Source organism: Pseudomonas sp. R43(2017), assembly GCF_002112345.1.
GTDB lineage: Bacteria > Pseudomonadota > Gammaproteobacteria > Pseudomonadales > Pseudomonadaceae > Aquipseudomonas > Aquipseudomonas kribbensis.
Map to the genome: position 1 here is coordinate 97528 of NZ_NEHJ01000011.1, position 13602 is coordinate 111129.

A 13602-nucleotide genomic window follows, 5' to 3' on the forward strand; every position below is an offset into this window, starting at 1 on the left:
AGCTACCTTAATGACAGAAGGCAGTCCAGCCGAGCGGGGCTGGCACTTCGCCACAACTCAAGGCATGCTAGCCGCCCTTTGGGCGTCCGGCTTATAGTGCACGTCGCGCCAGTCCAGCCAAACCGCAGGATTACAGCTTGTCCAATGTCACTCCGCCAGCCTCTGTGAGCAGCACCCAACCGGCGCCCGGCTCGTCCCTGCGCGGAACATTGAAAGGCGCGCTGGCGACGCTGGTGCTGATGCTGCTGGCATTGCTGTTCTGGCAACTGCTCGATCAACTGCGCGAAACCCAGAAAAACCAGCGTCAGTACACCATCGATTACACCGCCGATCTGGCTTCGCAAGTCAGCCTGAACATGTCGCTGAACGCGCAGATCGCCCTCAATCTGCTACCAATCGTCGAACAGCCGCAGTCCGCCGACGAACAGCAGGCGCTGCTGCGCAAGCTGCAGAAATCCCTGCCTGACCTGCAGAGCATGGCCTTGCTCAGCCCGTCGGGAAAAATCCTCAGCGACAGCGCCACCGACAGCAAGGACGCCGACTACCTCAGCGATCTGGTGCGCCGCAGTCACGCCCAGGCACATTATTTCAGCAACGCCGATGACGGCTCGGTGGTGCATCTGTTGCTGCATCAGGCCAGCGGCAGCACTCGCGGCTACTGGGCACTGCGCCTGACCCCGACCTTCTTTGCCTCGCTGACCAAACAGGGCGAGACCGGCATCCGCCCGCTGTGGCTGGTGGAAAACCGCATCAATCACCAGATCATCAGCCGTGACGAAGGCCTGCCTTCCACCAAAGCCAGCACCCTAACACCCGAAGATCTGGCCAACAGCGTGCTGACCGTGCCCCTGAGCAGCAGCGACTGGCAACTGCGCGGACTGTTCGACCGGCAACATGTGCTCGAAGAGCTGCTGCCGGCGTTCATCGGCAAATGCCTGCTGGGCCTGGCGCTGTCCCTGCTGCCATTCATTGCCTTGCTGAACATGCGACGCCGTCAGCGCCAGGTGCATGAAGGACGCCGCCGTTATCAGGACATTTTCGAAGGCACCGGTGTGGCCCTGTGCGTGCTAGATCTTTCGGGACTGAAACAGGTTTTCGAGAAATCCCAGATCCAGACCAGCGACCAGCTCAAGGCCTGGCTCGACCAGCCACAGCAACGCCAGCAATTGCTGCAGGAACTGCGAGTCACCGAGGTCAATCAGGTGGCGCTGCAACTGCTCAACGTCAATTCCTGCGACCACGCCTGGCAGTTGCTGATCGACGGTCACCCGCACAGCCAGTGCGCGATCGGCAATCAAGTGCTTGATGCCGTACTCCAGCAACAAAAGCAGCTGGAACTGGAAATCAAACTGCCGGACATCAACGGCCGCGACCAGCACCTGTGGCTGGTGCTGCGCCTGCCTCATGAGCAGCACGACTACAAGGCCGTGATCCTGAGCATCAACGACATCACCAGCCGCAAACTGATCGAACTGTCGCTGCTGGAGCGTGAAGGCTTCTGGTCGGACGTGGTGCGCACCGTGCCGGATCACCTGTACGTGCAGGATGTGATCAGCCAGCGGATGATTTTCAGCAACCACCACCTGGGCCAGACCCTCGGTTACAACCGCTCCGAACTGCATCAGATGGGCGAATATTTCTGGGAAATCCTCCTGCACCCCGAAGACGCCGACTATTACCACCGCTCGCGGCAAATGCAGCGTCACGCCGGTTACAGCCAGTTGCTGCAATGCCAGTTGCGTTTCCGTCATCGCGACGGCAAGTGGCGGCGTTTCGATATCCGCGAACAGGCGCTGGCCCGGGACAAACACGATCAGGTCACGCGAATCATCGGCGTGGCCAAGGACATCACCGAGCAGATCGAGGCCAGCGAATCGCTGCGTGACAGTGAACAACGCTACCGGATGCTCGCCGAAAGCATCAGTGACGTGATCTTCTCCACCGACAGCAAGCTGTCGCTCAATTACGTCAGCCCGTCGGTGCAAGCGGTGCTGGGCTACGACGCCGAGTGGATTTTCCAGAACGGCTGGCAGTCGACCATCGCCAACCCGCAGCAACTGAACGGCATCTATCACCTGATGGACCGGGTCAGCAAAGCCCTGGACAAACCCGAGCAACTGGCCATCCTGCGCAGCCAGGTACAGACCCAGATGTTCCTGTTCGACTGCCTGCGCGCCGATGGCCGCAAGATCCCGATCGAATTGCGCCTGGTGCTGGTGTGGGACGAACACGGCGCCTTCGAAGGCGTGCTCGGGGTCGGTCGCGACATCAGCCAACAACGCCGCGCCGAAAAAGACCTGCGCATGGCGGCCACGGTATTCGAGCATTCGACTTCGGCGATCCTGATCACCGACCCGGCCGGTTACATCGTTCAGGCCAACGAAGCGTTCAGTCGCGTCAGCGGCTACGCGGTGAGCGAAGTGCTCGACCAGCTACCGAACATGCTCACCGTCGACGAACAACAGGACGCGCACCTGCGCTACGTGCTCAAGCAATTGCATCAGCACAGCACCTGGGAAGGCGAAGTCTGGCTCAAGCGGCGCAATGGCGAGCACTACCCGGCGTGGGTCGGCATCACTGCGGTACTCGATGACGAAGGCGACCTGGCGAGTTATGTGTGTTTTTTCAGCGACATCAGCGAGCGCAAGGCCAGCGAACAGCGGATTCACCGCCTCGCCTACTACGACGCCCTGACCCACTTGCCGAACCGCACGCTGTTCCAGGATCGCCTGCACACCGCGCTGCAATCGGCCGACCGGCAGAAGTCGTGGGTGGTGCTGATGTTCCTCGATCTCGACCGGTTCAAACCGATCAACGACTCCCTCGGCCACGCCGCCGGCGACCGCATGCTCAAGGACATGGCCACCCGGCTGCTGGCCTGCGTCGATGATGACGACACCGTGGCGCGGATGGGCGGCGACGAATTCACGCTGCTCCTGCAACACCGCTCCAGCCGCGAGATGGCGCTCAATCGTGCCATTCATGTGGCCGAGCAGATTCTTGGCAGCCTGGTGCGACCGTTTGTGCTGGAGGGTCGCGAGTTCTTCGTCACCGCCAGTATCGGCATCGCCCTGAGCCCGCAGGACGGCAACGAACTCAGCCAGCTGATGAAAAACGCCGACACCGCGATGTACCACGCCAAGGAGCGCGGCAAGAACAACTTCCAGTTCTATCAGGCCGACATGAACGCCAGTGCGCTGGAGCGCCTGGAACTGGAAAGCGACCTGCGCCACGCCCTCGAGCAGAACGAATTCGTGCTGTATTACCAGCCGCAGTTCAGCGGCGATGGCAAACGCCTGACCGGCGCCGAAGCCCTGCTGCGCTGGCGTCATCCGCGTCGCGGACTGGTGCCGCCGGGAGACTTCATTCCGGTGCTCGAAGAACTCGGGCTGGTGGTGGACGTCGGCGACTGGGTGATCAGCGAGGCCTGCCGTCAGCTCAAGACCTGGCACCAGAGCCGCGTGCGCGTGCCGAAGGTCTCGGTGAACATTTCCGCCCGGCAGTTCTCCGACGGCCAGCTCGGCACGCGGATCGCCACCATCCTCAAGGAAACCGGCCTGCCGCCGGCGTGCCTGGAACTGGAGCTGACCGAAAGTATCCTGATGCGCGAAGTCAGCGAGGCGATGCAGATCCTCGCCGGCCTGAAGAACCTCGGCCTGAGCATCGCGGTCGACGACTTCGGCACCGGTTACTCGTCGCTGAACTACCTCAAGCAATTCCCGATCGACGTGCTGAAGATCGACCGCACCTTCGTCGACGGCCTGCCGTCCGGCGAGCAGGACGCGCAGATTGCCCGGGCGATCATCGCCATGGCCCACAGCCTCAACCTGGCGGTAATCGCCGAGGGCGTGGAAACCCATGAACAGCTGGACTTCCTGCGCGAGCACGGTTGCGACGAGGTTCAGGGTTATCTGTTCGGGCGGCCGATGCCGGCCACCCGCTTCGAGGCGCAGTTCAGCAATGACGCGCTGTTCATGTTCGACTGAAAATCGGCGGGGCGGTCTTCGCGAGCAGGGATTGATATCGATCACGGAATCCTGCCGCCAACCCGGCTATTGTGCGAACCGGCTGGCCAGGAAAAGGCCGGCACGGACGCCACATATCTGGTCATGAACGCCACTTGTCTGCGACATGATGTCGTTTCATATGCCATCCAAAACCCGTTGGGTTAGAATGCCCCCCTTTTCTGCCCCCGATCCTTGAGGACCGCCATGTTCAGCCGTGATTTGACTATTGCCAAGTACGACGCCGATCTTTTTGCCGCCATGGAGCAAGAAGCCCAGCGCCAGGAAGAACACATCGAGCTGATCGCTTCGGAGAACTACACCAGCCCAGCGGTGATGGAAGCTCAAGGCTCGGTACTGACCAACAAATACGCCGAAGGCTACCCGGGCAAGCGCTACTACGGTGGTTGCGAGTACGTCGACGTTGTTGAACAACTGGCCATCGACCGCGCCAAGGAACTGTTCGGCGCCGACTACGCCAACGTTCAGCCGCACGCCGGTTCCCAGGCCAACGCTGCTGTTTACCTGGCCCTGCTGTCGGCCGGTGACACCATCCTGGGCATGAGCCTGGCTCACGGCGGTCACCTGACCCATGGCGCCAGCGTTTCCTCCTCCGGCAAGCTGTACAACGCCATCCAGTACGGCATCGACGCCAACGGCCTGATCGACTACGACGAAGTCGAGCGCCTGGCTGTTGAACACAAGCCGAAAATGATCGTGGCCGGTTTCTCTGCCTACTCGCAGATCCTCGACTTCCCACGCTTCCGCGCCATCGCCGACAAGGTTGGCGCCTACTTGTTCGTCGACATGGCTCACGTGGCCGGTCTGGTCGCCGCTGGCGTCTACCCGAACCCGGTTCCGTTCGCTGACGTCGTGACCACCACCACTCACAAGACCCTGCGCGGTCCACGTGGTGGCCTGATCCTGGCCAAGGCCAACGCCGACATCGAGAAGAAGCTGAACTCCGCGGTATTCCCGGGCGCCCAGGGTGGCCCGCTGGAGCACGTGATCGCCGCCAAGGCGATCTGCTTCAAGGAAGCGCTGCAGCCTGAGTTCAAGGCTTACCAGCAACAAGTGGTGAAAAACGCCCAGGCCATGGCCGGCGTGTTCATCGAGCGCGGTTTCGACGTGGTTTCCGGCGGTACTGAAAACCACCTGTTCCTGCTGTCGCTGATCAAGCAGGAAATCTCCGGTAAAGACGCCGACGCCGCTCTGGGCAAAGCGTTCATCACCGTGAACAAGAACTCCGTGCCAAACGATCCACGCTCCCCGTTCGTCACTTCCGGCCTGCGCTTCGGTACTCCGGCTGTGACCACTCGCGGCTTCAAGGAAGCAGAGTGCAAAGAGCTGGCCGGCTGGATCTGCGACATCCTGGCTGACCTGAACAACGAAGCGGTGATCGACGCCGTTCGTGAGAAAGTCAAAGCCATCTGCAAGAAACTGCCGGTATACGGCGCTTAATTGCGACGTTAAAACCGCAGCAAAAAAACCGGCCAGTGATGGCCGGTTTTTTTTGTCAGTTTTTTGCTCAGACAGGCATCGGTCGCGCGAAGTCCAGCGACAACACATCCGGCAGACCAGCATCCAGGGTCTGCAAGAGCGCCTGACCGACACCCGAGATGCCTAACATCATGCCCAGCTCGGGAATGACGCTGTCACCCAGAAAGTCTTCCTTGAAGAAATTGCGGGTCACTTGGGAAAGCGCCTGATTAACCCGCGCAATACCCAGCTCATTGTTGGTGCCGCGATAGCGTTTGAGCAGGCACATCAAGTTACCAATGTCTCCATGGCACAGGCTGTAACCCGACCCGAGGCCTCGCTCCCAAAGATGACGTTCACAGCGTTCGGCGTCCTGCTCAAGCACTGTTCTGGTTTCGGCGTCCAACGCAGCTCCCATCTCTTGAATCAGCCAATGCCGGGAAAGAAGAATACCGCCGTCGCCATGGCACCACTTTGTGAGAGACGCCGATTTCGCGTTGTCCCGCAGATCAAGCCAGAAGCCGTCCGCCGTGAGCTGGTTTTCTGCCTGCACCCACCGCGCAATCAACTCGCAAAGCAGCGGATCTTTCGTGACCTTCCACGCCTTGCCGATAGCCTGCACCCCCCCGGCAATGCCATGAGAAAAACCAGTCCACAGCGGCTTGCCCGTTGAATTGAGCCGCAATGTTCCGTCGTCCAGAGTCAGCGCTGATTGAATCGCATGGGAGAGCCTTTCAATCATGGGGCGCAATGTTTCACGCTTTTCAATCTGATAAAAATTCACCAGAACGGTCAAGGCGCCACACCAGCCCTGCACAAAATCGAATTCATCGTCTTCGCGTGGAAAATACGTCAGTTTCGCTAACAACTCTTCGACAGTCGTCTGGTAGGTCTTGCGACCGGTCATCAGCTCATAGTTGATCAGCACGTACAGATAGGAAGTCAGGCCGAAATACGCACTAACCGCCAGCTTGTTCGGAAAGTCCTCCTGGGAGCGGTGGATGGCACACAGAATTCGCTCGGCTTCATCGCGGTAGTTGGTGGCCCCGCTGACCCGGTACAGACTCAGGTAGAAAATCACCAGCCCTCCCATTCCGTTGTACAAACTGTTGCCCATGTGAGTGATGAAGTTGCGTCTGGTACGTGGATGGGTATCCATGAACGTCCAGCCGACGTCGCCTGCATCACCCTCTACACGGTTCTTTTCAATGATCCCGGCAATGCGCAGGGCGCCCTCAAGATATGGCGCGCAAGCATGATCGGGGACGGCCGGGAGATCATGTCTTCGATCAAGCGCTTCCCTTGCCCCGGGTATCAAACACGCCTGCAATATATGGATCTGAAACGCCTTGTCTTTGGGTGACAGCATTCCCAGCTTGCGTCGGCAACTCTCAAAGGGGCTTTCAATGGGCAATCGAGCAACGGTCTGCCCCTGGGCATTGAGTAGTCGGTCAGACAACAAGGATTGAGTGAAGCTGGGGAAACAGGCCCTCTTAAGGTCGTTGATCTCGTGCCGTGGAATATCGTGCTCAATGAGCGCGTCGCCGAGATCAGACCATAAGGTTGCCAGCAGCAAGTCCTGCTTCAGTTGGCATTGAGTGAAGTGCGGGTGAGTCATCATTCCGATGAAATCAGCGTAGCGCCGGGTATTTTTGATCAGTACCCGGGACTTCAGCCCTCCGGCATGCCCGTCCAGCAATTGGAGTATGGAGTCACGGTGGCTGACAATTTCATCGTAAGCCTGCTCGAAACCGAAGAAAAACGCGTCCCTGTAGTCCATGACCGAATACGTTTCGCCGGCAAAAACAGGCAGGTGTCGCATCATTGGACGGTAGTCGACCGCGTGCGCCTTCAAGCGATAAAAACCATCTTCCAGCACCAAGTGTTTGCCGGGGACTAAAAACTGCGGGTGTCGAGTCAGGCCACTTTGGTCATTCTCCACGCCTGCCGAGTTAGGCACAAAGCCTGTTGTAAACACCGACTGACTGTTGAGCTTGATGATTTTGAACAGTGCCCGATCGTGAGGGACATCAACCTTCAAGTCGACCATGGCCGGGGTAAACAGGCATTCCAGATCGATCATGACGGGACTGCTGCCACAGGCAATGATGTTTTCGTAATGAAAGTCGATGCCGTTCAGGGCATGGATTACGGCAACCTGGGCACCAAGGCGCTGAAAGAAGAGCGATAACTCGTTCTCCGTTTCGCAGGGTACGTTCCGGATTTTTTCGATCCAGCAGTGATCATCCAAAGAAACCATCAGGGGCGCGTAGACGGCAAAGTCGTTGTTGCCAGTCTGCGTGCGCAATTGCTCAAGCAAAGCCGTGTAAAACAACGCCTCTCGATTGCTTCTGGGCTTGAAAATCAACTCCTGGCTGCCGACCTGCACACAGCAGACGGTTTCGCCACTGGCATGAGCATCCCCCAGCCCCAGGGAAATGCTGCCGACGCGCTGGCTGGTCAAAGCAAACGTGGTCTTTAGCTTTGGAAAATCCTCGGTAAAACAATTGAGGATCTTGTACAGGTAGGCGGCCGTGTCCTGAATCCGCCCTATCAGCAAATGCGTCAGGACCGGATAGGAGGCGAGAAATGCTGCCAGCCCTTCGTCCGCCAGTTTTTGATCGAAAGTTCCCGGATCCAGATCAGCGCCTTCATCTATCAGGGTGTTCAGATAATGTACCAGCGACTTCTCCGAAAGACTTTTAACCAATGAAGTCACGTGAGACTGGACACTTGGAAGAAACGTATCTACGTCGATCCAGCCACGTACGGATTGGTATTTGATATCACGTTCAAAAACATGCCTGAGATAACTATACCAGCGAGCACAAAACAGGCCGAACACCGTTTGCCCAGCGGTTTCCTCCGACAACAACGAAGTAACTATCTCGACCTCTTTCTCGCACACACCCCCCCTCGCAGGCTTATTATTTTCATCGTCAAAAAGTTTATCTCGATACTCTTCCAGCAACGCTTTTCTATCTACACCAAAATAGCACCTGACCGCTCTGTCATCCTTGTGCAGAAGGGTGATCATTTTGCTAAATGCGGCATACTCTTGCGCCTTTACTGCGCTCATGATGTTTACTCGACAGACAGAAAAATAGGGCAATCCCGGACACGGAAGGGAAGAAGGGCGGGCCGAAGCCCGCCCTGCATTATTACGGGATGCAGCAACCCATGAAGGTGCACGCCAGGGTCGAACAACTCACAGTGGTTTCACAGCCCACTTCCGCTACAACAAGCGCCCTGCCAGAATTCATGTAGGACTGGAAATCCGCACCAAACTCACCGGACAGATCCATGATTAACTCTTGCATGTAGTATCTCCTCATTATGGTCGCCTTAAGTGGCGAGTATTAAAAGTATCACCTACCGACAAAAAGCCTCCCCCTTCAAGTGCAACCAAATAATAACAATGCCCTTATTCATCACCCCCCATCACAAACACATAAAACAGCGTAGATCTTCAGCCCCTGAACATTTTGCAAAACTCATGCACACCACAAACAAACAAAGCCAATAAAACCGATACATGGAATTTTTTCTTAACTTTACAGAACCCTGAATTCACCACCAACTGCAAGCAGGTCAAGCCAGTTAATCAACATCTTTAAAAGTCACATTTAAAATCCTTTTACAACTGATACCTATACACAGCTAACAGCATCTACTGTTGACGGTGGTCGTTGACGTTATTTCTTTGATCCGCGCACTGATCCATATCTCCGGGATCGGATACAGAATCCCGCCAAAACACCACTGGTCAGACCGGTCATGCCGATTCGTCATTTTTCACTTGCGATCCGTAAAAAACAGCGCCTAGACTGCACCCGCACTGGACATACCGGTAAGACCACAATAATTAAGTCCTGAATCTGATGCGCCCCGCGCACGGCAGCCAGGACACCGACCAGGATTCCTCCCATGCTCAGATGGTGCTCGCGTTCAATCTTCCTCCAAGTGGTTCTCGGACTGATGCTCGGCATCGTCTGCGGGCTGACCCTTCCTGAATACTCGGCCCAGCTCAAACCGCTCGGCGACGGTTTCATCAAACTGATCAAGATGCTTATCGGCCTGATCGTGTTCTGCGTGGTGGTCAGCGGCATCAGCGGCGCCGGCGACCTGAAGAAGGTCGGACGCATCGGCCTCAAGTCGGTGATCTACTTCGAAGTGCTGACCACCATCGCCCTGGTGATCGGTCTGGTGTTCGCGTTCAGCACCGGGATCGGCAGCGGCGCCAACATCCATCTGGAGCAGCTGTCCGCCGCCGACATGGGCGACATCGCCGAACGCGGCCAGCACATGCACACCACCACTCAGTTCCTGATGGATCTGATTCCGACCTCGGTACTCGGCGCCTTTGCCGACAACAACATCCTCCAGGTGCTGTTGTTCTCGGTACTGTTCGGCAGCGCGTTGAATCTGGTGGGCGAAGCCGCCTCCGGGATCTCGCGACTGATCAACGAACTGAGCCATGTGATCTTCCGCATCATGGGCATGATCGTGCGTCTGGCACCGATCGGCGTGTTCGGCGCCATTGCCTTCACCACCAGCAAATACGGCCTCGATTCCCTGCAACATCTGGGCAGTCTGGTCGGTTTGTTTTATCTGACATGCATCGCTTTCGTCAGCGTGATTCTGGGTCTGGTGATGCGTGCCTCCGGCCTGCGCATGTGGCCGCTGCTCAAGTACCTGCGCGAAGAACTGCTGATCGTCATGGGCACCGCCTCCTCCGACGCAGTACTGCCGCAGATCATGCGCAAACTGGAACACCTGGGCATCGGCAGCTCGACCGTCGGGCTGGTGATTCCGACCGGTTACTCGTTCAACCTCGATGGTTTCTCGATCTACCTGACCCTGGCCATCGTGTTCATCGCCAACGCCACCGGCACGCCGCTGGCCATGACCGATCTGCTGACGATCTTGCTGGTATCGCTGATTACCTCCAAAGGCGCCCACGGCATTCCGGGCTCGGCGCTGGTGATTCTCGCCGCGACGCTGACGGCGATCCCGGCGATTCCGGTGGTCGGGCTGGTGCTGGTGCTGGCGGTGGACTGGTTCATGGGCATCGGCCGGGCGCTGACCAACCTGATTGGCAACTGCGTCGCCACCGTGGCCATCGCCCGCTGGGAAAAGGACATCGACGTGCAGCGGGCAAACAAGGTGCTCAACGGCGAGCAGGGCTATAACTTTCAGCCGAGAAAAACGGCCGCTCAAGCGGCGGCCAAAGAATTCTGAATGACCGCCGTGCCTGTACTAATGCAGGCACGGCGCATGGAGCGAACACGTGATTACTACATCCACCGTCGTCAACTCAGTGGTAGAAAAACTCCGGGCCGCCCTCGCCCGTGGCCAGTGGCGCTCCGGCGAGATGCTGCCGGGCCAGCGCGAACTGGCCGAACAACTGGGCATCAGCCGCCCGAGCCTGCGCGAAGCGGTGATCGTGCTGGAAACCCTCGGTCTGGTGCGTTCGATGCCGGGCAAAGGCGTGGTGGTGCTCGACGCCCAGGCCAGTGACAGTCAAAGCCACGACAGCGCCGTGGCCGGCGCCAGCCTCGAAGACGTGCTGCAACTGCGCTACACCCTCGAACCGTTCATCGTCGGTCTGGTGGCGCAGTCGATCAGCAGCAAGGAAGTCGGGCAACTGCGCCTGACCCTGATGGACATGCGCGAAGCCCTCGAAGCCGGCGACAGCGAGGCCGGCGTCAGCGCCTACATCGCCTTCCACGAAGAACTGTTCACCCTGACCTCTAACCCGATTTTCCAGAGCGTGGTGCAGCAGACCAGCAACGCCCTCAAGCAAAGCGCCGAAGTGCTGCGCAACTCACCGGAGCATCTGGCCGAACGCCTTGAGGAAAACGAAGCCGTGGTGCGCGCGATCCGCAGCAAGAACAGCGCCCAGGCCAGCGCCGAAATGCGTCGGCACATCCTGCGCGAAGGCCAGCGTATGGGCATCGAGCTGAATATCCCGGATGACAACCTGAACACCTGAAACGCCTCACACTGGAGACCGGCCATGAACAGTCTTGCCACGCCGTCGCACCCTCGCCGGACCTCGGCGGCCCTGCCCTTCTCCCGCCTGCACGCGCCGGTGGAGGATCTGTATCCGCGACTGTTCGATGCGATCCTCGAACAGCGCCTCGATACCGCCAGCCGTTTTACCGAGGAGAGCCTGAAGCAGATGTTCGGTGTCAGCCGCGCCGATGTGCGTCGGGTGCTGACCCAGTTGTCCCATGAACAGATCATCGTGCTGCGGGCCAACCATCGACCGCGCATAGCCGCGCCGGACGCCGAGCAGACCCGTCAGGCCTTGCACGCCCGGCGTCTGGCCGAGAACACGCTGGTGCGGCTGGCTTGTCAGCATGCGCAGGCTGAAGATCTGAAACGCCTGCGCGCCCTGATCGACCGTGAGCGCCAGGCTGTGGATAAAGACCGACGGGGCGCAGCGATTCGCCTGTCCGGGGAGTTTCATTTGCAGTTGGCGAAAATGGCGAGGAATGCACCGTTGGCGCATTTTCTCGGCACGTTGGTGCCGCTGACCTCACTGGCGATTGCGCGATGTGGTGAGCAGACGCACAGCTGTTGCGCGTGGCAGGAACATTTGGCGTTGGTTGAAGCGGTAGAGCGTAGAGATGTTTCTAAAGCCGGCATGTTGATGAATCGGCATCTGGAAAATCTTGAGCAAGCACTGCTGGGTTCAGAGTCTGGAAATTGTGTTGCTGGTTAGAACGCCTTCGCAAGCAAGCCCGCTCCTACATTTAACCGTAGTCCTACTGACACAACGCGGTTGAATGTGGGAGCGGGCTTGCTCGCGAAGAGGCCCTTCGAGCCTCCACAAATTCAGTTTTGCTGTACAGCTACCCTGGCAAACCCCGCCCGGATCTTCTCTTCCGGCAAATCGTCGGCGATAAACACGATCACGCTTTCCCGCGCCTCGCCTTCGGCCCACTCGGTGTCCCAGTCGAAGCCGTAGAGTTTCAGCACGCCCTGAAACACCAAGCGACGATCCTCGCCCGCAATGTTCAGCACGCCTTTGTAGCGCAGCAATTGCTTGCCGTGCTCTTCCAGCAACTCGTTCATGAATTCGCTGAGCTGATCGATATCCAGCGGCTGATCGGTACGCAGCACCAGGCTGGAAATCCGGTCGATGGACGGCGCCTTGCTGACCGGCCGCAGACTCACCCCGCCGCCAAGATCGGCATTCAGGTTGAAACCGCGCACATCGAGCAATTCGGCCAGATCGATATTGCCGTGTTCGACCACGCGAATCGGCGCACGACGGTTGATGCGGGTCAGGCGCTCGCTGAGCGCGGTGAATGCAGCCTCGTCCACCAGATCGGTCTTGCTCACCAGCAAGCGGTCGGCGAAACCGATCTGCGCCTGGGCGATGGTCTGGGTCAGGTGCAGCTCGGCGTGAGCGGCATCCACCAGGGTGATGATGCCGTCGAGCAGGTAACGCTCGCGCAGTTCTTCGTCGATGAAAAAGGTCTGCGCCACCGGGGCCGGATCGGCCAGGCCGGTGCATTCGATGACCAGCCGAGCGAAAGCGATTTCACCGCTGTCCAGCCGTTCGAGCAACAGGTACAAGGCTTTGGTCAGGTCGGTGTGGATGGTGCAGCAGACGCAGCCATTGGCCAGGGTCATGACTTGCACCGGCTCGTCGCCCAGCAGTTGGGTGTCGATGCCGGCGTCGCTGAATTCGTTTTCGATCACGGCGATTTTCAGGCCGTGCTCGGCTTTCAACAGATGGCGCAGCAAAGTGGTCTTGCCGGCGCCGAGGAAACCGCTGAGCACCGTGACCGGGATGGGAGAAGACAAACTCGATCTCCTTCAATTGCACAAATAAAAATGGGAGCAGGCCGAAAGACCTGCTCCCACCTCACTTCTGGTGAACCGCGATCAGCGGCTCAACAGCACTTCGGCCCACCCTTGCCACCGTAACGGGCTTCCTGACGTTCGCGAAAGAACATCTCGTAGCTCATTACCGGTTTGTCCGGGTGTTTGGTTTGCATATGCTCGACGTACGTGTCGTAGTCGGGCATGCCGACCATCAGGCGCGCGGCCTGACCGAGGTATTTACCGAGGCGACTCAAGTCATTGAACATGGTGCAATCCT

The 13602-nt window shown here is 58.5% G+C and carries 9 protein-coding genes; 5 read left to right on the forward strand and 4 right to left on the reverse strand.

Features of this window, described 5'->3' with window-relative positions; all coding sequences use genetic code 11:
• Positions 1 to 137: 137 nt before the first annotated feature.
• Complete coding sequence (locus tag CAG02_RS27090; RefSeq protein WP_085712207.1) at positions 138 to 3986, forward strand: EAL domain-containing protein; 3849 nt, start codon at positions 138 to 140, stop codon at positions 3984 to 3986.
• Positions 3987 to 4211: 225 nt separating this feature from the next.
• Complete coding sequence (glyA, locus tag CAG02_RS27095; protein WP_007950978.1) at positions 4212 to 5465, forward strand: serine hydroxymethyltransferase; 1254 nt, start codon at positions 4212 to 4214, stop codon at positions 5463 to 5465.
• Positions 5466 to 5532: 67 nt separating this feature from the next.
• On the opposite strand, the gene lanM is transcribed toward glyA, so the two are convergent.
• On the reverse strand, positions 5533 to 8562 hold the full coding sequence (gene lanM / locus CAG02_RS27100; protein WP_085712208.1) for a type 2 lanthipeptide synthetase LanM: 3030 nt from the start codon (positions 8560 to 8562) through the stop codon (positions 5533 to 5535).
• An 82-nt stretch (positions 8563 to 8644) separates the two neighbouring features.
• On the reverse strand, positions 8645 to 8803 hold the full coding sequence (locus CAG02_RS29890) for a hypothetical protein (RefSeq protein WP_170931648.1): 159 nt from the start codon (positions 8801 to 8803) through the stop codon (positions 8645 to 8647).
• A gap of 607 nt (positions 8804 to 9410) precedes the next feature.
• Between CAG02_RS29890 and CAG02_RS27105 the strand changes: the two genes are divergently transcribed.
• From CAG02_RS27105 to CAG02_RS27115, 3 genes are read left to right on the forward strand one after another with little or no spacing between them, the layout of a single operon-like run.
• Positions 9411 to 10724, forward strand: a complete 1314-nt coding sequence (locus tag CAG02_RS27105) for a C4-dicarboxylate transporter DctA (protein ID WP_085712209.1) — start codon at positions 9411 to 9413, stop codon at positions 10722 to 10724.
• Between the two features lie 49 nt (positions 10725 to 10773).
• On the forward strand, positions 10774 to 11478 hold the full coding sequence (locus CAG02_RS27110) for a FadR/GntR family transcriptional regulator (RefSeq protein ID WP_085712210.1): 705 nt from the start codon (positions 10774 to 10776) through the stop codon (positions 11476 to 11478).
• Positions 11479 to 11502: 24 nt separating this feature from the next.
• Complete coding sequence (locus CAG02_RS27115) at positions 11503 to 12213, forward strand: GntR family transcriptional regulator (protein ID WP_085712211.1); 711 nt, start codon at positions 11503 to 11505, stop codon at positions 12211 to 12213.
• Between the two features lie 113 nt (positions 12214 to 12326).
• Here the strand turns inward: CAG02_RS27115 and yjiA are convergent, their stop codons facing one another.
• Complete coding sequence (gene yjiA / locus CAG02_RS27120) at positions 12327 to 13304, reverse strand: GTPase (protein WP_085712212.1); 978 nt, start codon at positions 13302 to 13304, stop codon at positions 12327 to 12329.
• An 89-nt stretch (positions 13305 to 13393) separates the two neighbouring features.
• The gene (locus tag CAG02_RS27125; protein ID WP_003228401.1) at positions 13394 to 13591 is read right to left on the reverse strand and encodes a YbdD/YjiX family protein; all 198 of its coding nucleotides are present in this window, start codon (positions 13589 to 13591) and stop codon (positions 13394 to 13396) included.
• Positions 13592 to 13602: the final 11 nt, after the last annotated feature.